17 protein-coding genes are annotated in these 19,391 nt (G+C 65.7%); 8 read left to right on the plus strand and 9 right to left on the minus strand.

Annotated features, from left to right (window positions below; genetic code table 11):
- The first annotated feature begins 28 nt into the window (after positions 1–28).
- Positions 29–1,918 (plus strand): threonine--tRNA ligase, encoded by a 1,890-nt coding sequence (thrS, locus tag BLV47_RS23045; protein WP_092317923.1) that lies wholly within the window; start codon positions 29–31, stop codon positions 1,916–1,918.
- A gap of 75 nt (positions 1,919–1,993) precedes the next feature.
- On the opposite strand, the gene BLV47_RS23050 is transcribed toward thrS, so the two are convergent.
- Complete coding sequence (locus BLV47_RS23050; protein ID WP_092317926.1) at positions 1,994–2,518, minus strand: DUF3617 domain-containing protein; 525 nt, start codon at positions 2,516–2,518, stop codon at positions 1,994–1,996.
- A gap of 132 nt (positions 2,519–2,650) precedes the next feature.
- Between BLV47_RS23050 and cls the strand changes: the two genes are divergently transcribed.
- Positions 2,651–4,090 carry a cardiolipin synthase gene (gene cls, locus BLV47_RS23055; protein WP_092317929.1) on the plus strand — a complete coding sequence of 480 codons (1,440 nt, stop codon included), beginning with the start codon at positions 2,651–2,653 and terminating at the stop codon, positions 4,088–4,090.
- Positions 4,091–4,109: 19 nt separating this feature from the next.
- On the opposite strand, the gene cfaB is transcribed toward cls, so the two are convergent.
- The 8 genes from cfaB to hflK (BLV47_RS23095) form a co-directional block, all read right to left on the minus strand.
- Positions 4,110–5,297 carry a C17 cyclopropane fatty acid synthase CfaB gene (gene cfaB / locus BLV47_RS23060; protein WP_092317932.1) on the minus strand — a complete coding sequence of 396 codons (1,188 nt, stop codon included), beginning with the start codon at positions 5,295–5,297 and terminating at the stop codon, positions 4,110–4,112.
- A gap of 84 nt (positions 5,298–5,381) precedes the next feature.
- Positions 5,382–6,170 carry an HvfC/BufC N-terminal domain-containing protein gene (locus BLV47_RS23065; protein ID WP_092317935.1) on the minus strand — a complete coding sequence of 263 codons (789 nt, stop codon included), beginning with the start codon at positions 6,168–6,170 and terminating at the stop codon, positions 5,382–5,384.
- Positions 6,161–7,006, minus strand: coding sequence for an MNIO family bufferin maturase (bufB, locus tag BLV47_RS23070; protein ID WP_092317938.1), 846 nt, complete (start codon positions 7,004–7,006; stop codon positions 6,161–6,163). The genes BLV47_RS23065 and bufB overlap by 10 nt, the downstream gene beginning before the upstream one ends.
- A 66-nt stretch (positions 7,007–7,072) precedes the next feature.
- A complete protein-coding gene (bufA2, locus tag BLV47_RS23075) occupies positions 7,073–7,324 on the minus strand; it encodes a BufA2 family periplasmic bufferin-type metallophore (protein ID WP_025131574.1) in 252 nt (83 codons plus the stop codon).
- Between the two features lie 139 nt (positions 7,325–7,463).
- Positions 7,464–9,365 (minus strand): heavy metal translocating P-type ATPase, encoded by a 1,902-nt coding sequence (locus tag BLV47_RS23080; RefSeq protein WP_092317941.1) that lies wholly within the window; start codon positions 9,363–9,365, stop codon positions 7,464–7,466.
- The gene (gene hflK / locus BLV47_RS23085; protein WP_092317944.1) at positions 9,362–10,420 is read right to left on the minus strand and encodes a protease modulator HflK; all 1,059 of its coding nucleotides are present in this window, start codon (positions 10,418–10,420) and stop codon (positions 9,362–9,364) included. The genes BLV47_RS23080 and hflK (BLV47_RS23085) overlap by 4 nt, the downstream gene beginning before the upstream one ends.
- The gene (hflC, locus tag BLV47_RS23090; RefSeq protein ID WP_092317947.1) at positions 10,417–11,457 is read right to left on the minus strand and encodes a protease modulator HflC; all 1,041 of its coding nucleotides are present in this window, start codon (positions 11,455–11,457) and stop codon (positions 10,417–10,419) included. The genes hflK (BLV47_RS23085) and hflC overlap by 4 nt, the downstream gene beginning before the upstream one ends.
- Positions 11,454–13,391, minus strand: a complete 1,938-nt coding sequence (gene hflK / locus BLV47_RS23095; RefSeq protein WP_092317950.1) for a protease modulator HflK — start codon at positions 13,389–13,391, stop codon at positions 11,454–11,456. Before hflK (BLV47_RS23095) ends, hflC begins: the two co-directional genes overlap by 4 nt.
- Before the next feature lie 245 nt (positions 13,392–13,636).
- Here hflK (BLV47_RS23095) and BLV47_RS23100 point away from each other — a divergent pair, with 245 nt between their 5' ends.
- From BLV47_RS23100 to BLV47_RS23125, 6 genes are read left to right on the plus strand one after another with little or no spacing between them, the layout of a single operon-like run.
- Complete coding sequence (locus BLV47_RS23100) at positions 13,637–14,260, plus strand: CDP-alcohol phosphatidyltransferase family protein (RefSeq protein WP_016966252.1); 624 nt, start codon at positions 13,637–13,639, stop codon at positions 14,258–14,260.
- Between the two features lie 10 nt (positions 14,261–14,270).
- The gene (locus BLV47_RS23105; protein ID WP_092317953.1) at positions 14,271–16,028 is read left to right on the plus strand and encodes a bifunctional alpha/beta hydrolase/class I SAM-dependent methyltransferase; all 1,758 of its coding nucleotides are present in this window, start codon (positions 14,271–14,273) and stop codon (positions 16,026–16,028) included.
- Complete coding sequence (locus BLV47_RS23110) at positions 16,028–17,374, plus strand: phosphatase PAP2/dual specificity phosphatase family protein (protein WP_092320559.1); 1,347 nt, start codon at positions 16,028–16,030, stop codon at positions 17,372–17,374. The genes BLV47_RS23105 and BLV47_RS23110 overlap by 1 nt, the downstream gene beginning before the upstream one ends.
- Entirely contained in the window at positions 17,364–17,819 is a 456-nt protein-coding gene (locus tag BLV47_RS23115) for a hypothetical protein (RefSeq protein WP_092317956.1), read from the plus strand. The genes BLV47_RS23110 and BLV47_RS23115 overlap by 11 nt, the downstream gene beginning before the upstream one ends.
- 9 nt (positions 17,820–17,828) lie before the next feature.
- On the plus strand, positions 17,829–18,452 hold the full coding sequence (locus tag BLV47_RS23120) for a lysophospholipid acyltransferase family protein (RefSeq protein WP_092317959.1): 624 nt from the start codon (positions 17,829–17,831) through the stop codon (positions 18,450–18,452).
- Between the two features lies 1 nt (position 18,453).
- Positions 18,454–19,386 carry a phosphatidate cytidylyltransferase gene (locus BLV47_RS23125; RefSeq protein WP_092317962.1) on the plus strand — a complete coding sequence of 311 codons (933 nt, stop codon included), beginning with the start codon at positions 18,454–18,456 and terminating at the stop codon, positions 19,384–19,386.
- The last annotated feature ends 5 nt before the right edge of the window (positions 19,387–19,391 follow it).

Here is a 19,391-nt window from a genome sequence, read left to right on the forward strand (position 1 = left end):
GAAATCCGCAGCCCAAGGACCACCGAAGATGATCCGCATCACCCTGCCTGATGGCGCGTGCCGTGAGTACGACCAGCCGTTGTCCGTGTTCGAGGTGGCCGCCAGCATTGGCAGCGGCCTGGCCAAAGCCGCCGTGGCCGGACGGGTCGACGGCCGGCTGGTGGACTGTGACTACCTGTTGCACAGCGACACCCACCTGAGCATCGTCACCGCCAGCGATGCCGATGGCCTGCAAATCCTGCGTCACTCCTGCGCCCACCTGCTGGCCATGGCGGTGAAGCAGTTGTACCCCTCGGCTCAGGTCACCATCGGCCCGGTCATCGAGGACGGTTTCTTCTACGACTTCGCCTACGAGCGCCCTTTCACTCCCGAGGATCTGGACCTGATCGAGGCGCGCATGCACAGCCTGGCCGCCACCAACCACCGCCTGCACCGCCGCGAGCTGTCCCGGGAGCAGGCGCTGCAACACTTCGCCGCGCAGGGCGAGCACTACAAGGTCGAACTGATCCGCGATCTGCCTCAGGAGGCCGTGCTGTCGCTGTACCGTCAGGGCGATTTCGAAGACCTGTGCCGCGGCCCCCACGTGCGCAGCACCGGTCAGTTACGGGCGTTCAAGCTGACCAAGGTGGCCGGGGCCTATTGGCGCGGCGACGCCAACAACGCGCCGTTGCAACGGATCTACGGCACCTGCTGGGCCACTCGCCAGGATCTGGACGCCTATCTGGTTCGCCAGGAACAGGCCGCCAAGCGCGACCACCGCAAGCTGGGCCAGCAACTGGACCTGTTCCACTTCGACGACTGCGCGCCAGGTTCAGTGTTCTGGCACGCCAAGGGCTGGACCCTGTTCCAGCAGTTGATCGGCTACATGCGCCAGCGCCAGGAACAGGCCGGCTACCAGGAAGTGAACACCCCGGACGTGATGGACCGCAGCCTCTGGGAAACCTCCGGGCACTGGCAGAACTACCGCGACCACATGTTCACCACCAGCACCGAGGACCAGCGCACCTTCGCCCTCAAGCCGATGAACTGCCCCGGCGCGGTGGCCATCTTCGGCCAGGGTTTGAAGAGCTACCGCGACCTGCCCCTGCGCATCGCCGAGTTCGGCAAGGTCCATCGCTACGAACCTTCGGGGGCACTGCACGGCTTGCTGCGGGTGCGCCACTTCACCCAGGACGACGCCCACATCTTCTGCACCGCGCAACAGATGCAGGACGAATGCGCCCGCACCATCGCCCTGGTGTTCGACATCTACAAGGAGTTCGGTTTCGACGAAGTGGCGGTGAAGCTGTCCACCCGCCCGGCCAATCGCATCGGCAGCGACGAGGTCTGGGATCAGCTGGAAAGCGCCCTGGTCGGCGCCCTGCAAAGCATGCGGATCGACTATCGGCTCAACCCGGGGGAAGGCGCCTTCTACGGCCCGAAACTGGAGTTCGTGCTGCGCGACGCCATCGGCCGCGACTGGCAGTGCGGCACCCTGCAAGTGGACCTCAACCTGCCCGAGCGCTTTGCCATCAGCTACGTCGACGACCACGGCGAACGCCGGCAACCGGTGATGCTGCACCGCGCGCTGTTCGGTTCCCTGGAACGCTTTATCGGCATTCTCCTTGAGCACCATGGCGGCGCCCTGCCCCTGTGGCTGGCACCGCAGCAGGTGGCGGTGCTGAACATCAGCGCGGCCCAGGCGAACCATGCCCAGGCCATCGCCGAGCGCCTGCGCCGGCATGGGCTGCGGGCCAGTGCCGACCTGCGCAACGAAAAGATCGGCTACAAGATCCGCGAGCACAGCCTGCAGAAAGTGCCTTATCTGCTGGTGATAGGGGACAAGGAGCAAGCCGGAGGCTACGTCAGCCTGCGCAGCCGCAAGGGCGAAGACCTGGGGCAGCTGACCCTGGAGCAGGCGCTGCAGCGCATGGTCTAGCGTGGGCCCGGCTGGTCGGCCAGGACCCGGTTCCAGATGTCGGGCGGGTGTCGGCCAACCGGCTACCGGGCAGGATCAGGAAGCCCGGGGCTTGACCGTGCCGCAGTCCTGGCCGAGCCACACGGCGCGGGTGTCCATGCTGCCCTTCTGCTGCAGGCCGGTGGCATTGAAAGTGCCGATCACATTGGTGGTGAACTCGCGATCACTGATGAACCTGGCTACCCCACTGCCCTGGGCCTTGGGACAACTGAAACGAAACTTCCACTGGTTGCCGTTGCGCTCGGTGACCTGCTGCCGGCAGCCCGACTGCGGGTCCTGCAGCGGGATGGTATCGGACTTGACCTGATCCGGCGTCAGGCACACGCGAATGCCCTTGCCGCCCATGGTCACGCCCTGTTTCTCCAGCATGGCCCGTTGCTGCGGGGTCATCTGCTGCTGCAACTGGCCGAGGATCAGCGACAGATCCGGCAGGTTCTGGTCATCGACCTTCATGTTGCTGCTGGTCAGTTCCCACAAGCCCGGTTGCAGCATCTGCGCCTGCGCCGCCAGTGGCAGCGCCATTCCCGCCGCCAACGCCCAACCCAGTAAACGAAGTTTCATCGAATGACTCCTAGACAGTAGTGGCCGTTAGACTTCAAGCAAGGCACGGCGTTGCATGCAGAATAAAATAGCGACATTCGCTGTGGAACATGGTCTGTTAGGCATTGAATTCTTCAGGAGCAAGGCTGCCCCATGGATTATTTTGGCCCGCACATCTTTGGCTATCTCATCGCGCTGCTGCATTTTCTCGGGCTGATCGCCGCGATCCACGCGGTGTTCACCGTCAGGACCGCCCAAGGCGCCATTGCCTGGGCCCTGTCACTGATGTTCATGCCCTACCTGACCCTCATCCCCTACCTGGTGTTCGGCCGCAGCACCTTCGACGCCTACATCAAGGCCCGGCGCCAGGCCAACGTGGAAATGCACAAGGCCATCAATGAGCTGAACTGGCGCCCCTGGGTCGAAGAAGCCCTGACCGCCCGGGCCTCCCAGGCCTATGCCTCGTTGCGCGCCATGCCCAAGCTCGGTCGCATGCCGTGCCTGGCCAACAATCAGCTGCGCCTGCTGGTCAATGGCGATGCCACTTTCGAAGCGATCTTCAATGCCATCCGCCGTTCCCATACGGCAGTGCTGATCCAGTTCTTCATCATTCACGACGACCAGTTGGGCCGGCGCCTGCAACGCCTGCTACTGGAAAAGGCCGCCGAAGGGGTGTCGATCCACCTGCTCTACGACGGCATCGGCAGCCATTCCCTGCCCGCCAGCTACGTGCAGACCCTGCGCGAAGCCGGGGTTCAGGTACACGCCTTCGCCACCCGCAGCGGCTGGCTCAATCGCTTTCAGGTGAACTTTCGCAACCACCGCAAGATCGTGGTGGTGGACGGCATGCTGGGGTTTGTCGGCGGACACAACGTCGGTGACGAATACCTGGGCGAGAAACCGCCCCTGGCCCCCTGGCGCGATACCCACGTGCAGGTCAGCGGCCCGGTGGTGGCCTGCCTGCAGGAGTCCTTCGCCGAAGACTGGTTCTGGGCCGCGCGGCAGCTGCCACCGCTGATCCTGCCGGACGCCTACCCCGACGGCGGCGTGCTCTGCCAATTGCTGGCCAGCGGTCCGGCGGATGCCTACGAAACCTGCTCGCTGTTCTTCGTCGAGGCGATCCACGCCGCCAGCGAACGGGTGTGGATCACCAGCCCGTACTTCATTCCCGACGAGGCGGTGTTCGCCGCCCTGCGCCTGGCGGTGCTGCGTGGTGTGGACGTGCGCATCCTGCTGCCGGCGCGCCCGGACCATCGCATCGTCTACGCCGCCTCCAGTCTCTATGCCTTCGAGGCAGTGCGCGCCGGGGTCCGGGTCTTCCGTTATCAGCCGGGGTTCCTGCATCAGAAAGTGGTGTTGATCGACAACGAGATCAGCGCCATTGGCAGCGCCAACCTGGACAACCGCTCCTTCCGCCTGAATTTCGAAGTGATGTTGCTGACCGTGGATGACGATTTCGCCACCGAGGTCGAGGACATGCTCAAGGCCGACTTCGCCAAGGCCCGGGAAATCGCCAAGGAAGAAAGCCGCCAGACCCACCGCCTGCAACAACTGGGCATGCGGGTCGCGCGGCTGATTTCACCGATTCTGTAAGTCGTCGCTCAGGGTCGGCCTAAGGGTGGTAGAGGTCGTCGCGGGTCCAGGGCAACTCATGGCTGCCATCGGCATGAGCCTTGACCGCGAGGATCTGGTGCAGGTTGATCCAGCCCCTGGCGAACGCATAGGCGCAACCCGCCAGGTACAACCGCCAGATCCGTAGCGCCTGCTCGGGAACCTGTCGGGCGGCGGCCTCCAGGTTGTCTTCCAGGCGCTCACTCCAGTGGTCCAGGGTGCGGGCGTAATGCAGACGCAGGCTTTCGACATCGACGATCTCCAGCCCGGCGTCGCTGATCTGCGCGGAGATCATCGCCAGGTGCGGCAGCTCGCCATTGGGGAACACGTAACGCTCGATGAAGTCACCGGCGCCCCGGCCCACGGGGCGTCCATCGATATGCTTGGCGGTGATCCCATGGTTCATCACCAGGCCGCCTTCGCGCACCGCGTTGAACAGGGTCCGGCAATACTGCGCCAGGTTGGCGTGGCCGACGTGTTCGAACATGCCGACGCTGACCACCTTGTCGAAGCGGCCATCCTGGGGCAGATCGCGGTAGTCCAGCAGCTGCAGTTCCACCAGATCGTCCAGGCCCTCGGCACTCACCCGCTCCCGCGCCAGGGCCAGTTGCTCCTTGCTCAGGGTGATGCCAAAGACCCTGGCGCCGAACTCGCGGGCAGCGTAGCGGGCCAGTCCGCCCCAGCCACAGCCGACGTCCAGCAGGTAGTCCCCCGGTTGCAGGCGCAGCTTGCGGCACAGATGACGGAACTTGGCTTGCTGGGCCTGCTCCAGGGACTCGCTGCCCGTCTCGAAATAGGCGCAGGAGTAGGCCATGTCACTGTCGAGCCACAGTTGGTAGAAGGCGTTGGAAAGATCGTAGTGGTAGGAAATGGCTGCCGCGTCCGTGGCCTTGTCGTGCAGGGTGCGCACCGGCTGATTGTCGCCGTCCTCATCCAGCAGGGCCTGGCTCAGCTCGTCGCAGACCCGGATGACTTCGCTGATGGAACCTTCGAGTTCCAGCTTGCCCTCGACAAAGGCGCCCCCCAGCGCGTCAAGGCTGGGATGGGTGAATTGCGCGACCAGTTGCGGGTCCTTGACCACGATGGTGACGCTGGGCTCCGGCCCAAGATTGAACTCATGGCCATCCCAGAGCCGCAGGCGCAAGGGTAATTGCAGATTCTGTAAGGCCGGTGGAAGTTGCGCGAGCATGAAAAACCCCCCCTGTTTCAGACGTCTGAAATGAGGGTAGACCATCTTGAAAAAATAGCTGGCTATCGAATTTCCAGGTTCTTTTCAGGATTCGCGGCGAACCACCAGGCCCTCTTCGACCCACTGTTTCAGCCAGGTAACCGCCTGCAGCGGGGCCCCCTCGGCATAAGTGACGGCCAGCTCGGCGCAGAGTTCCGCGAAATTCCACTGTTGCTCGATCATGCCCCACAGCGCCGGGGCCTCTTCGGCCGACAAGCTGCGATACCGGCAGACCCGCTCCGCTCGCCAGACCAGGCACACCTGTTGCTGATCGAGTAAGGCACTGTCGGGGAAATCCACATGCTCCTTGGCCGCACGCCACTGGGCCAGGCTGTTGTAGCGACAGTCGAGCCACTGCACGCAAGGCGCCAGGCGCAGTTGCAGCTGCGGCCATTGTTCGGCATCCAGCCCGGCCATGGCGGCCACCGTCAGCACCTGGGCTTCGGCGGCGTCGAAGGCCAGGGTGAAGGCCCATTCCAGACGCGCGAGCTCCGCCAGGGGCTCGCCCTGCTCCGGCACCAGATGGCCCTGGATAAACTCGGCAAAGCCCTGCCCCAGCCAGCGCAGGCTGAAATGCCGGGACGGGCACTGGCGAATATAGGCCCCCGTCAATGCCTGGAATTCAACATCCCCCAGCCAGTGCCAGATGGCCGGGAAGTCGCTGCCCATCACCTCCTGCAGCCGGGCCAGGTAGGCGTTGTGATAGATCGCCAGGCCGGTCTCGACATCCAGGGTCGGGCCACCGATCAGGCTCTCTTCCAGGGCCGCGCGCGCCTGGGCCTGTTCACCCAGCAGATAGGTTTCAAAAGCCAGTTGCCAGTCATTCAGGCGCATTGCTGCCTCCCGGCCAGAGCCTGTTGCCCTAGTGCGCGGGCCTTGTGCAGTTCGCTCAGCAGCTCGTGCAGGGGTGGAAAATGATCGTCTCGCTCCAGCAAGGTCGCCACCGGTCCCAGGTGTTCAAGGGTGCGTTGATACAGGGCCCAGACCGGATCGCACACCGGATGGTCGTGGGTGTCGATCACGTAATCGCCGTAGTCCTGGTGCCCGGCCAGATGCAGTTGTCGCACCCGCTGCGCCGGCAGCCCCTGGATGAACTGCCAGGGATCGAAACCGTGATTGCGTGAACTGACATAGACGTTGTTCACATCCAGCAACAGCTCGCAGCCGCTGAGCTGGCTCAGGGCCGCGAGAAACTCCCATTCGCTGAATTGATCGGCCGCGGCGCGCACATAACTGGAGACGTTCTCCAGCACCAGGGGCCGCTCCAGCACCTCCTGCACCTGCCGCACCCGGCCCGCTACGTATTCCAGGCTTTCCTCGGTGTAGGGCAAGGGCAGCAGATCGTGCAGTTGATGAGCATTGCCCCGGCTCCAGCACAGGTGATCGGAAATCCAGGCAGGATCCACCCGTCGAGCCAGTTGCTTGAGTTGCTTGAGGTAGTCCAGGTCCAGGGCATGGGGACCACCAATGGACAGCGACACCCCATGCATCACGATGGGGTAACGCTCGGCAATCGCGTCCAGGTAGTAGAGGGCCTTGCCGCCCTCGACCATGAAGTTCTCGGACACCACTTCGAACCAGTCGACGTCCGGTGCTTCATCGAGAATCTGTTGGTAATAGGCGCTGCGCAAACCCAGGCCATAGCCCAGGCAGGAACAAAGGTCAGACATAGCGAACTCCTCGCAACGTGGCCGCAGTGGTCGTCAGCCCCCACTGCGGCAGCACGGATTCGCCGCTTACTCGCCGACTTTGCCGCCGGCTTTTTCGCAGGCCGACTGGGTCATGGCCTTGAAGCCCTGGCCTTTGCAGGCGCCCATGCCTTTGCAGGCGTGGTCCTTGGTCTTGCAGTCGTTCTGGCCTTTGCAGGCGTTGACGCCGTAGCAATGCACCTGGGCATCGGCAGCAGACGCTTGAGTCACGACACCGGCAAACATAGTGGCGGCGGCGAAGGCCAGGGCAGCACCGGCAGCGGTTTTCTTCATGTTCATTTTTTATTCCTCAATAGTCGCAAGGGGTCGACGGGCAGCTTGTGCAATCCCGTCATAGCACTAGAGAGAGGAGGCATCCCGGCGTTACAGCCGGGATGAAAAAAATCCGCTCAGTCGCATTTCGCCGGCAAGCCGGCTCCTACAGCTTGAGCAGCGGTTCCTGGAACCGCAGCAAGCGACCGGCATTGCCCAATACCAGCAAGGTGCTGAGGTTGTGCAACAGCGCGGCGATCATGGCCCCCGCCGCCCCCAGCCAGCCAAAGGCAGCAAAGGCGACGATGGCCAGGGTCCAGCCCAGGCCGATGATCACATTGACCTGCAGGGTGCGGCGGCATTCTCGACTCAGGCGCACGCAGGTGCCCAGGCGCCGCAGGTCGCTGCCGATCAGCACCACGTCCGCCGAGGCCAGGGCGATGTCCGCGCCACCGGCGCCCATGGCCACGCCCACCACCCCGGCTTTCAGCGCCAGGGAATCGTTGATGCCGTCCCCCACCACCATCGGCCGGAAGCCCGTGTCGATCTCCCCCAGCACGCGCTTGAGTTTGTCTTCTGGCAGGGCCTGGGCCTGCACATCGCTGATGCCCACCTCCAGGGCCAGGCTGTCCGCCACGCTCTGCCGGTCGCCGGTGAGCAACAACTGCCGCCCCAGCCCCAGCTCGCGCAACTCCTCCAGCGCGTGCCGAGCCTCGGGCTTGACGCTGTCGGCCAGGAGCAGCCAGCCGAGGAACTCGCCATTGAGCGCGAGCCCGGCAATCGGTCCGTCATGCTTCGGCACCGGGCTGGTAGTGATGCCCAACTGGCTGAACAGTTCCGGGCGGCCAAGGGCCGCTTCGCCCTCCCCGGTACGGGCCACCACGCCCAGGCCCTGGCGCTCATGGATGTCGCTCAGCAGCCATTGTTGTTCCTGGGGCACCAACCCGGCCAGGGCCCGGCTGACCGGGTGGCTGCTGGCCGAGCCGAGGCTGGCGGCCAGATTGAGCATGCCCTGCTGGTCTTCCCGGGGGCTGTCGATGGCCTGCAGGCGCAAGGTGCCGAAAGTCAGGGTGCCGGTCTTGTCCACCACCAGGGAAGTCAGGTCCGCCAGCTCTTCAAGAAAGGCCGAGCTGCGGATCAGGATGCCGTGGCGCGCGGCCACGGCGATCCCGGCAATCGCCGTGGCCGGGGCCGACAGCACCAGGGCGCAAGGACAAGCCGCCACCAGCACCGCGAGCATGGCCTGGGCATCGCGGGTGATGAACCAGGTCACCGCCGCCAACAGCAGCACCAACACCAGATAACTGCCGGCATAGCGTTCCAGCAAACGGGTGATCGGCGGCTTGGCCCGTTCAGCGCTCTGCATCAGGCCGATGACCTTGCCCAGGGTCGACTCTTCACCCGTGCGGGTCACTTGCAGACGCAACAAGCCATCCAGGTTGATCGCCCCGCCATATACCTGCATGCCCACCGTGGCCTCCAGGGGCACCGACTCGCCGGTGATCGGCGCGGTGTCCAGGCTGGCCTGACCGGACAGTACCAGGCCGTCGGCGGGCACGCGGTCGCCGGCGCGCACTTCCACCCGATCACCGGCCTTGAGGCTGGCGTTATCCACTTCCAGCACACTGCCGTCGGCCTGAACCTTGCGCGCCAGACTGCGGGTCAGGCGGCCCAGGGCATCGATGGCTTCCTGGGAGCCGATCACGCTGCGCTCCTCCAACACGTGGCCGAAGATCATGATGATCGGCAGCAAGGCGGCGGTCAGCAGATCGCCGGTGGCCCAGGCGCCGAGCATGGCCAGGGCGATCAGTTGATCGGTAATGCCGTGCAGGCTGGGATAACGCAGGCTGAACCAGGCCGAGCGCATCACCGGCACCGCCACCAGCAAGGACGCCACACCCAGCAGCAACTGGCTCACGCCCTCCTGCTCCGGGGCCTGCCAGCGCCACAGCAGGCCCAGCCCCAACAGCCCCAGGGCCAGCATGGCCAGGGTCAGTTGGCGCGCGGCGCTGCGTTGCTCGGCGCTGGTCAGCATGCTGGCGGGGGCCGCCTGGGTTGAAGCTGTCATTGTTCGGCTCCCTGAATGATCAGGCGGGAATCGTCTTTGGGGTTGACCGTGGTCAGCGAGCCGGCCTGCCCAAGAATCTTCGGCAGGCGCTCGCGGTAGATGCGCAGGAGCATTTGCGGATCGGTGCCATCGCGTTGTGCCTGGGCCAGGCTCTGCACCGTGGCGGTCTGGGCCCGGGCCAGGGCCAGGCGTTCGCTGGCCTGGGCATGGGCCACCTGCAGGCTGTGATCGGCTTGCTGGTTGGCGTTCTGGGTTAGCTTCTCGGCCTCGGTGCGGGCATTGGCCACCGCCTTGTCGGCCTGCTGGCTGGCGGTCAGCACCGCGTTGAAAGCACTTACCGCCGGTTGCGGCAGGCTCGACTGCACGTCCACTCGCGTCACCTCCAGGCCAATGCCCTGGCCGCTGGCGCTCAGTTGCGCCAGCCGCTGGTTGATGCTTTGCAACAGATCGCCCCGTAGCCGTTCGCGGCGTTCGGCGGCCTGATTGTCAGGGCCCATCAACTCCGGACGCGCCACCAGGATGGTGTCCAGATCACGGGCGGCGGTCAGGGCCAAGGCGCTGCGGGTCACCAGGCGATCCAGGGCCGGCAGCACATGTTCGCCCTGCAGCACGTAGGCAAAAGGGTCACTGACCTTGTAGAAGACCCGCACATCCAGTTGCACCACCCCGGCATCGCCGGTGAGTAGATACCCCGAACCGGCCAGGGCGTCGTTCAAGGGCGTGGCCAGACTCGCCACCCGGTCCCCTTCCAGCGCAGCCTCGGAACGCAGCAAGCCTTCGACCCGCCGCTCCAGCACCCGGTCGGCGGCGGGCAACAACACCACCTGCTCGAAGGGCTGCGGCCAGGCCAGGAGCAAACCGGCGTTCTGCACCCGCTGCAGCGCGCCAAAGTGCATCACCAGGGCCCGGTCCTGCGGGTCGATCTGCCGCACATTGGAGATCGCCCAGGCCACCGCCGCCAGCACCGTGACCACGTACAGCGCGATAAACGCCAGACGACCGGCCTGAATCCACGGGCTGCTCAGTTCATTTGTTCCACGTGGAACCTTGCTCATGGCTGCGATCCGGAGGCTTTGTTCGGCAGGCTCGGCGGACCGTCCACCAGCACCCGGAACGGTGCGGCATCGGTACGCAGAATCAGCTTGGTGCCCGGTGTCACCACGGTGCCCAGGGTGTCCAGGGAGCGCAGCAGGTTGTACAGCTGTGGCGAACTGGCGTAGGCGCGACCATAAATCTGCGCCGCTTCCACCCGCGACTGGGCTTCGATATTCGCCGCTTGCACCGTGGCATCGGCCTGGACAATCCGCGCATCGCGCTCGGCGGCAGAGCGGATCTGCGCCGCCTCGCGCTTGCCGATGGCGGTGCGCTCGGTGGCGATGGTTTCCCGCTCGGCGCGCATGCGATCCACGGTGGCGGTGAGGGTCACCGACGGCAGGGTCAGGCGCTCGATGCCCACCTGCACCACCTGCACACCATATGTAGCCAGCAGTTGCTGATCGATCTGCTTGCGTAATTGCGCTTCAAAGTCAGCGATCCGCACCTGGCCGGCATCGGTGTTCACCAGATTGGCCAGATCGAAACTGCTGGCGGTGGTTTCCAATGCGGAGCCGACGAAGGTGCGGATCTGCCGCGCCGCTTCATCGGGCTGGTTCTGCACGGCACGCATGAAGCGCTGCACGTTGTCCGGGTCGCCCTGCACTCGCCACGCTACATAGGCCTGGACGATGATGCGCAAACCGTCGCGGGTGCCCACATCCTGCATACCGCTGGAGGTGGTGCGCAGACGCAGATCCACCGGGATCGCCGCTTCGAAGGGTGCCGGCCAGCGCCAGCTCAGGCCCGGATCCAGCAGCACCCGCGCCGGGTTGCCGAAACGGGTGATCACCGTGGCCTCGCCGGAGCGCACCTGCACCAGGCTCGCGGCGGCGACGGCGAACAGCACCAGCAGCAGCGCCCAGCTCATGCGCCGCCAGGGGAAGGGCCCGGCCTCGGCTGGCGCGCCGTGATGATGGTGGTGATGACCGTGATGGTGATGATGGCCGTGCCCATGGTCATGAGCGGCGTGATCGTGAGAGTGGGCAGACTGGCTCAATGGACGGCTCCTGGCTGAGCGGCTTTGCCCCGCGCCACAGGGTCGGCGGGCGGGGTGAATGTACGCAGATCGAGGGTCGGCGCGCTGTCGCCCCCCAGACGATGATCGAGAATCAGCAGCCGGGCCTGGCTCAGCCCCCGGCTCAGTTGGCTCAGGTACTGCTCAAGAACAAAGGCCTGCCCGGCGCTGGCATAGGCTTGTCGATCGGCGCCAAAGCGCAGGTCGGCGGCCTGGGCCGTGGCCTGGACCTCGCGAGCATCGGCCCGGGCCTGGTCATTCGCCATACTGGCCTGCAATTGCGCCTGATTGGTCTGCTCGGCGGCGGCGCCGCGCTCCCGGGAGATCAGCGCCTGGGCCGCAATCTGCGCCGCTTGCACGCCGTGATAGGCATTGGCGGCACCGGCCGGTGGATGGATGGCCTCGACCACGGTGGCGAGGATCTCCACGCCGCTGTCCAGCTTGTTCAGATCGGCCTGCACCGCCTTGCCGATGTCGTCCGCCAGCCCGGTACGGTCTTCGCCCAGCAGGCCGTCGAGGGTACGCGACGCGAAGTCGTGCACCAGCACCCGGCTGGCGGTGCTGCGGATCAAGGTCGGCACATCGCTGCTGTTATAGGTCGCGGCCAGCGCCGCCCTGTCGTCCAGGCCGATGCGGTAGACGAAGCGCACGTCCATGTTGACGATCTGAAAGCTCTGTTGCTGGCCGCTGCCACTGGCGATGACCTGGGATTTGTCATTCACATGGCTGGCGTCCCACAGGCGGTTGGCAATCGCCGGTGCCGGGCCTTCGGCCGGGGCCAGCTGGACTGGCTGCGGGCTGTCGCCAACGCTGGTGGCCAGCTCGTGGACCACGCCGTTTTCCACCCTGATGACCCGGCCCAGCGGCCAGGGCAGGCCCACATGCAGGCCTGGGCCGAAGACTTGTAGCGGCTTGCCAAAACGCTCATAAATGCCGCGATTCTGCAGCGAAAGCTCATGAACGCCGGTCAACAGCCAAGCAATCGCCAGCACCACCGCCAGCACCGGCAACAACGCCCGGCGCATGTAGGTAAACGCCCAGATCTGCCGCAGATCGATGCCGAACCTGTTGTGCAACTCGTGCTGCAGGCTGAGCAGCGGTTGCGGCGGCCAGCGCAGCATGTCGGCGATCACGCTGTGGGCCAGCAAGCGCGGTTCAAGCTGTTCACGCTGCGGACTGAACAGCGACAACAGCGCCCGCAGCAGCAACTCCCCGGCCACCAGAGCCGGCAGCAGCCCGATCAGCACCGCCAGGCGCACCGGCCACAGCGCCGCGTCGCTGCTGAACAGCAGGCACAGGGCACTGACCAGCAGACACAGGATCGACACCCGCAACAGTTGCGCCAGGGCGCCGGCCTCCGGCCATTCCAGGACCGGCTCCTGGGCCAGTTGGCGCTCCAGCACCAGCAGGGCGAAGGCCAGCAGCAACGCCAGCACCGCGGCGACACTGGCACTCAGGCCCAGGGCCGTGGCGGGCAAACTCAGGTTGAACACCCGCGACAGGCTATACAGGATCAGCAGCGACCAGCCGGCGAGCCACAAGGTCGGGGCGCCGATCTGCCGCAACAGCCGTCGCCAGCGCAGCGCCAGGGTCGCCGAGAGGCCGGTGCGCAGCGGCTCCTCGGGCAGCGCCAGCGGCGCAGGGTTGATCGCCTCTTCCCGCCAGCGACTGAGCCAACAGGCCGACTGCAAACCCGCCACCGCCACCAGCAAGGCGCAGGACAAGTTGACCAGCAGCGCCGGCCAGATCGTCTGCGCGGCGAACAGGTCGACAAACACCGCCGACACCAAACCCAGCACCGCCAGCCCGAGCAGGACCGCGCCCCAACGCTGCAAACGCGCGGCATGAACCGCCGCCCGCTGAAACCGTGGCAAGGCGGCCACTTCGGCGCCCTGTGTCTGAAGATCGACTTGCATACCACCCCGCCGCTCTGGCCCGGCCCTGTGGATAAATCCCGAGCCGAATAAAGTTGAAACAATTCGTTACTGTATAACCCATCGAGTGAAATTTTTGTCGCACGTCATGTCTTTTCATCCATGGCGTGCGTCGAAGACACAACTGGCAGCCATTTGCTCGTGCAGAAACTTCTGATGTCAGCCCCCTGGCATTTGTGGCAATAATCCAGCCCTGCTCACCGCGTGCGACAAGGAACCGTCCCATCATGCTCTCGATTTACCAGCTCAAACCGCGCTTTCAGAACCTGCTGCGGCCGTTGGTGCAGCGCTTGTACGACAACGGCACCACCGCCAACCAGATCACCGTCCTGGCCGCCGTCATCTCACTCCTGGTCGGCACCGTCATTGCCCTGTTCGCCAGCCACGCCTGGCTGTTCGCCCTGATTCCGTTGTGGATGATCCTGCGCATGGCGCTCAATGCCATCGACGGCATGCTGGCTCGGGAGTTCGGCCAGCAGTCGCGCCTGGGCGCCTACCTCAACGAACTGTGCGACGTGGTCGCCGACAGCGCGCTGATCCTGCCCTTCGCCCTGCTCCCGGGGGTCAGCCTGCTGCTGGTGCTGGCCGTGACCCTGCTGGCACTGTTCAGCGAATACGCCGGGGTGCTCGGGCCGATGGTCGGCGCCTCACGCCGCTACGACGGCCCCATGGGCAAGAGCGACCGGGCCTTCATCCTCGGCGTGCTGGCCACCGGCATCGCCCTGGGCTGGCTCGGCGCCCTGTGGATCAACGGCGTGCTGGCACTGGTTGCCGCTTTGCTGGTCTACACCCTGATCAACCGGGTCCGCCAGGGCCTCAAAGAAGTTCAGCACAACGCTCCCTCTGCATAAGGAAATGGCAATGCGCGACGCTCAACACCAGACGTTTCGGACCCATGACGGCGTCGAACTGTTTTACCGCCACTGGCCGGCCACCGAAGTGGCCCCCGGCGAACCGCGGCAAGCGGTGCTGCTGTTCCATCGCGGCCACGAACACTCCGGGCGCATCGCCCATCTGGTGGACGAACTGAACCTGCCGCAGGTCGACTTCTTCGCCTGGGACGCCCGTGGCCACGGCCAATCCCCGGGTGCCCGGGGCGACAGCCCGAGCTTCGCCACCAGCGTGCGCGACGTGCAGACCTTCTGCGACCACCTGGGCAGCGCCCACGGCATCGACGAAGAAAACATCGCCGTGGTGGCCCAGAGCGTCGGCGCGGTGATCGTGTCCACCTGGGTCCACGACTACGCGCCGCGCATCCGTTCCCTGGTGCTGGCCTCGCCGGCGTTCAAGGTCAAGCTGTACGTGCCCTTCGCCCGTCCTGGCCTGGCGTTGATGCGGCGTTTTCGCGGCAACTTCTTCGTCAACAGCTACGTCAAGGCGCGCTTCCTGAGCCACGACCCGGAACGGGTGCGCAGCTACGACGCCGACCCGCTGATCACCAAGGCGATCTCGGTCAACGTGCTGCTGGGCCTGTATGAAGCCGCGGACCGGGTGGTGGCCGACGCCCAGGCGATCCAGGTGCCGACCCAGCTGCTGATTTCCGGTGCCGACTTCGTGGTGCACCGCAAGCCCCAGGAGCAGTTCTTCGAGCGGCTGGGCAGCCTGCACAAGGAAAAGCACATCCTTCCCGGCTTCTTCCACGACACCCTGGGGGAAAAGAACCGCGCCCCGGCCATGGCCAGCATCCGCCGCTTCATCCTGCAGAACTTCGCCCGCCCGCTGAACCGCCCTGCCCTGCTGGACGCCGACCGCCTGGGCGTCACCTGCGCCGAGTCCGAAGCCCTGGCCGCGCCGCTGCCGCACAACTCCCTGCGCGACCTGTACTGGCGCGCCACCCGCGCCAGCATGCGCCTGGGCAGCCAGCTGTCGGCGGGGGTCAAGCTGGGCTTCGACACCGGCTTCGACTCCGGCAGCACCCTGGACTACGTCTACCGCAACCAGCCCACCGGGCATTCCGCCCTGGGCCGGCTGATCGACCAGAACTACCTGAACTCCATCGGCTGGCGCGGCATCCGCCAACGCAAGCTGCACGTGGAGGAGCTGCTGCGCCTGGCCATGGAAAAACTCCGTGAGCAGAACAGCGAAGTGCGCATCGTCGACATCGCCGCCGGCCACGGCCGCTACATCCTCGAAGCCCTGCAAGGGGTCAGCCCGCTGCCGGAATCGATCCTGCTGCGCGACTACAGCGACATCAACGTGCGCGACGGCAGCGCATTGATCCAGGAAAAGGGCCTGGGCGAGATCGCGCGCTTCGTCAAGGGCAACGCCTTCGACCGCGAGGACCTGGCGGCCCTCGATCCCAAGCCGACCCTGGCGGTGGTGTCCGGGTTGTACGAGTTGTTCGCCGACAACCAGATGGTCGGCGGCTCCCTGGCCGGCCTGGCCAGCGCCGTGGAACCCGGCGGCTACCTGGTGTACACCGGCCAGCCGTGGCACCCGCAGCTGGAACTGATCGCCCGCGCCCTGACCAGCCACCGCGAAGGCCAGGCCTGGGTCATGCGCCGCCGTACCCAGGCGGAAATGGATCAATTGGTGGAGGCGGCAGGCTTTCGCAAGATCACCATGCGCGTGGATGAATGGGGGATCTTCAGCGTGTCCCTGGCGCAACGGGTGCAATGATGGCCGCAGGCGTCTTGCCGGCGCGGGAGCCGGGCCTGCTGAAACCGGCGGTGCTCTGGCTGCTGCTCCTGGCGCCGCTGTTCTTCAGCACCTACGGTTTCGCCACCTGGGTCAGCGCCCAGCGCGACGACGTCGCCAGCCTGGTCTTCGACTGGGAGCGGCACATGCCGTTCTGGGCCTGGACCATCGTCCCCTACTGGTCCATCGACCTGCTCTACGGCTTCTCCCTGCTGCTGCCACGCAGCCGGGATGAGCTCAAGCGCCACGCCCTGCGCCTGCTGAGCGCCCAGGTGATCGCGGTCAGTTGCTTTCTGCTCTGGCCGCTGCGCTTCACCTTTGCCCGGCCGGAGCTGGACGGGGTGTTCGGCTGGCTGTTCGAGGTGCTGGCCGGCTTCGACAAGCCCTTCAACCAGGCGCCGTCGCTGCACATCGCCCTGCTGGTGGTGCTGTGGGTCTGCTACGCCCGGCATAGCCAGGGCTTCTGGCGCTGGCTGGTGCATGGCTGGTTCGGCTTGATCGGGGTGTCGGTGCTGACCACTTATCAACACCACTTTGTCGATGTGCCCACTGGCGCCCTGGCCGGCTGGCTGTGCGTCTGGCTGTGGCCGCTGGATCGCCCCAGCCCGCTGTTCAGCGGACAACCGACGCGCGACCCGCGGCGGCGCCAGCTGGCCTGGCGCTACGGCCTGGGTGCGGCGCTAATGGCGGTGGCCGCCTTCACTTGGGGCGGCACCGGGCTGTGGTTGATCTGGCCCGCCGTGGCCCTGCTGCTGGTGGCCCTGAACTACGCCCTGCTCGGCGTCGCAGGGTTTCAGAAACGCGAGGACGGCCGCCTGAGCCCGGCCGCCCGCTGGCTGCTGGCACCCTATCTGGCAGCGGCCTGGATCAACTCGCGGCTGTGGACAAAAAACCATCCACAGCCGGATCAGGTTGTGGATAACGTCTGGCTGGGCCGTCTGCCGACTCCGGCGCAGTTGCAGGACAGCCCGTTTGTCGCGGTGCTCGACCTGTGCGCCGAACTGTCCCTGGACAGCCGTGGCTTGCAGGCCTACCAGAGCCTGCCGCTGCTCGATCTGTGCGCACCGAGCCCGGAGCAGTGCCTGGCCGCGGCGCAAGCCATTGAACGCCTGCGTCAGCAAGGCCCGCTGCTGGTGTGCTGCGCTCTGGGTTATTCGCGCAGCGCCACGGCGATTGCCGCCTGGCTGCTGCACAGCGGGCGCGCCGCCACGGTGGACGCAGCCGTGGTGCAGATCCAGCGGGCACGCCCGCAGATCGTCCTGCAAGCGGCCCACCGGCAGGCGCTGCAGACCCTGGTCCACGCCAAGAGTCCGGCCCATGTCCAGTGAGATGCAGTTGTACAGCGTCGCCAGCCTGCTGCGCCGGGGCCGGGCCCTGGATCAGTTATCCACAGGCCTGACCCTGCTCGGTGCCCTGTATGGCCTGGCTCAGTACCTGCTGGCCAGCGTCACTCTGGGTGGGTTGATCGTCAGCCTGGCCCTGGTACTGCTGGGGCTGGTGGAAAAGTACCTGGCGCTGCGGGTGGCCTTCGACGCCGACCTGTTTCAGCGCGTGGCCGATAGCCCCACGTCCCTCGAACACAGCACCCAGGCCCTGGATCAGGCCCTGGGCGCCCTCGGCCTGCAGCCCGCGGAAAAAGGCGGCCGGCCCTGGGACCAACGCAGCCGCGGAGCCCTTGGCCTGCTACGCCGCCAGGCGTTGCTGCTGGCGGCCCAGGTGTTGACGCTGTTGAGCTTGATCCTGGCCAGCCCCTGGCTGACCTTCGCCGGATAAGGAATGCCCATGTTCGAACCCCTGGTTGCCAATCTCATCACCTCCGCCGCCCGCAGCATCACCGGGGCCCGCAGCCTGTGGCTGGGCTCCGCGCCGCAACCGGTGCAGCGGATCTACTTCGCCAACCACAGCAGCCACGGCGACTTCGTGCTGCTCTGGGCTTCGCTGCCGCCGGCCCTGCGCAAGCTGACCCGGCCCGTGGCCGGTGCCGACTACTGGCAGAAAAGCGCCCTGCGCCGCTACATCATCAACCAGGTATTCAACGGAGTGCTGATCGACCGCGAGCGCAAGGAGGCTGTGGATAACAATCCGCTGCAGCCGATGCTCGATGCCCTGGACCAGGGCGACTCGCTGATCATCTTTCCGGAAGGCACGCGCAACCCGGAAGACGGCCTGCTGCCGTTCAAGAGCGGGATCTACCACCTGGCCAAACGTTATCCACAGGTGGAGGTGATTCCGGTGTGGATCGCCAACCTCAACCGGGTCATGCCCAAGGGCCGCTTCCTGCCCCTGCCCCTGCTGTGCACCACCAGCTTCGGTGCACCGCTGGCCCTGGAAGAAGACGAAAGCAAGGAACACTTCCTCGAACGCAGCCGCGCCGCGCTGCTGGCCCTGGCTCCGGAGCACAGCTGAGATGGATAAGCAGACCCTGATGTTGTTCGGCGGCATCGGCGCCATTCTGGTGCTGGCCTCGCTGATCGGTTTCATCCTGCAGTGGCGCACCCGTGGCACGCCCAACCCGGTGATCGACAACCTCAATGCGCGGATCAACGCCTGGTGGGTGATGGTGCTGGTGATCGGCGTCGCCTTCTGGCTCGGCACCGCGGCGGTGATCCTGCTGTTCTATGCGGTGTCGTTCTACGCCCTGCGCGAGTTCCTCACCCTGACCCCGACCCGGCGCAGCGACTATCCGGCCCTGGTGGCGGCCTTCTACCTGGCCCTGCCCCTGCAGTACCTGCTGATCTACTCCGACTGGTACGGATTGTTCTCGATCTTCATCCCGGTCTACGTGTTCCTGCTGCTGCCGATCCTGGCGTCCCTGGGCGGCGACAGCACGCACTTCCTGGAACGCGCCTCCAAGGTCCAGTGGGGCCTGATGATCGCGGTGTTCTGCGTGTCCTTCGTGCCGGCCCTGCTGACCCTGGACATCGCCGGCTACGAAGGCCGCAACCTGCTGCTGATCGCCTATCTGGTGATCGTGGTGCAGCTCTCGGATGTGCTGCAGTACGTCTGTGGAAAACTGTTCGGCAAGCGCAAGATCGCTCCCAACCTGTCACCGTCCAAGACCGTCGAAGGCTTCGTCGGCGGTATCTTGCTGGCATCCTTGATCGGCGGCGCGCTGTTCTGGATCACCCCGTTCAATGTCTGGCAGTCGTTCCTCATCGCCCTGCTGATCAACCTGCTGGGCTTTGCCGGCGGCATCGTCATGTCGGCGATCAAGCGCGACCGCGGGGTCAAGGACTGGGGGCACATGATCGAAGGCCACGGCGGCATGCTCGATCGCCTGGATTCGGTGTGCTTCGCCGCGCCGATATTCTTCCACCTGGTGCGCTACTGGTGGACCTGAGCCCT

This window comes from Pseudomonas saponiphila, assembly GCF_900105185.1.
GTDB classification, from domain to species: domain Bacteria; phylum Pseudomonadota; class Gammaproteobacteria; order Pseudomonadales; family Pseudomonadaceae; genus Aquipseudomonas; species Aquipseudomonas saponiphila.

Excerpts from the sequence above, each read along its gene's own strand:
- thrS (WP_092317923.1), top strand. The coding sequence starts at position 29 with ATGATCCGCATCACCCTGCCTGATGGCGCGTGCCGTGAGTACGACCAG.
- BLV47_RS23050 (WP_092317926.1), bottom strand. The coding sequence starts at position 2,518 with ATGAAACTTCGTTTACTGGGTTGGGCGTTGGCGGCGGGAATGGCGCTG.
- cls (WP_092317929.1), top strand. The coding sequence starts at position 2,651 with ATGGATTATTTTGGCCCGCACATCTTTGGCTATCTCATCGCGCTGCTG.
- cfaB (WP_092317932.1), bottom strand. The coding sequence starts at position 5,297 with ATGCTCGCGCAACTTCCACCGGCCTTACAGAATCTGCAATTACCCTTG.
- BLV47_RS23065 (WP_092317935.1), bottom strand. The coding sequence starts at position 6,170 with ATGCGCCTGAATGACTGGCAACTGGCTTTTGAAACCTATCTGCTGGGT.
- bufB (WP_092317938.1), bottom strand. The coding sequence starts at position 7,006 with ATGTCTGACCTTTGTTCCTGCCTGGGCTATGGCCTGGGTTTGCGCAGC.
- bufA2 (WP_025131574.1), bottom strand. The coding sequence starts at position 7,324 with ATGAACATGAAGAAAACCGCTGCCGGTGCTGCCCTGGCCTTCGCCGCC.
- BLV47_RS23080 (WP_092317941.1), bottom strand. The coding sequence starts at position 9,365 with ATGACAGCTTCAACCCAGGCGGCCCCCGCCAGCATGCTGACCAGCGCC.
- hflK (WP_092317944.1), bottom strand. The coding sequence starts at position 10,420 with ATGAGCAAGGTTCCACGTGGAACAAATGAACTGAGCAGCCCGTGGATT.
- hflK (WP_092317950.1), bottom strand. The coding sequence starts at position 13,391 with ATGCAAGTCGATCTTCAGACACAGGGCGCCGAAGTGGCCGCCTTGCCA.
- BLV47_RS23100 (WP_016966252.1), top strand. The coding sequence starts at position 13,637 with ATGCTCTCGATTTACCAGCTCAAACCGCGCTTTCAGAACCTGCTGCGG.
- BLV47_RS23105 (WP_092317953.1), top strand. The coding sequence starts at position 14,271 with ATGCGCGACGCTCAACACCAGACGTTTCGGACCCATGACGGCGTCGAA.
- BLV47_RS23110 (WP_092320559.1), top strand. The coding sequence starts at position 16,028 with ATGGCCGCAGGCGTCTTGCCGGCGCGGGAGCCGGGCCTGCTGAAACCG.
- BLV47_RS23115 (WP_092317956.1), top strand. The coding sequence starts at position 17,364 with ATGTCCAGTGAGATGCAGTTGTACAGCGTCGCCAGCCTGCTGCGCCGG.
- BLV47_RS23120 (WP_092317959.1), top strand. The coding sequence starts at position 17,829 with ATGTTCGAACCCCTGGTTGCCAATCTCATCACCTCCGCCGCCCGCAGC.
- BLV47_RS23125 (WP_092317962.1), top strand. The coding sequence starts at position 18,454 with ATGGATAAGCAGACCCTGATGTTGTTCGGCGGCATCGGCGCCATTCTG.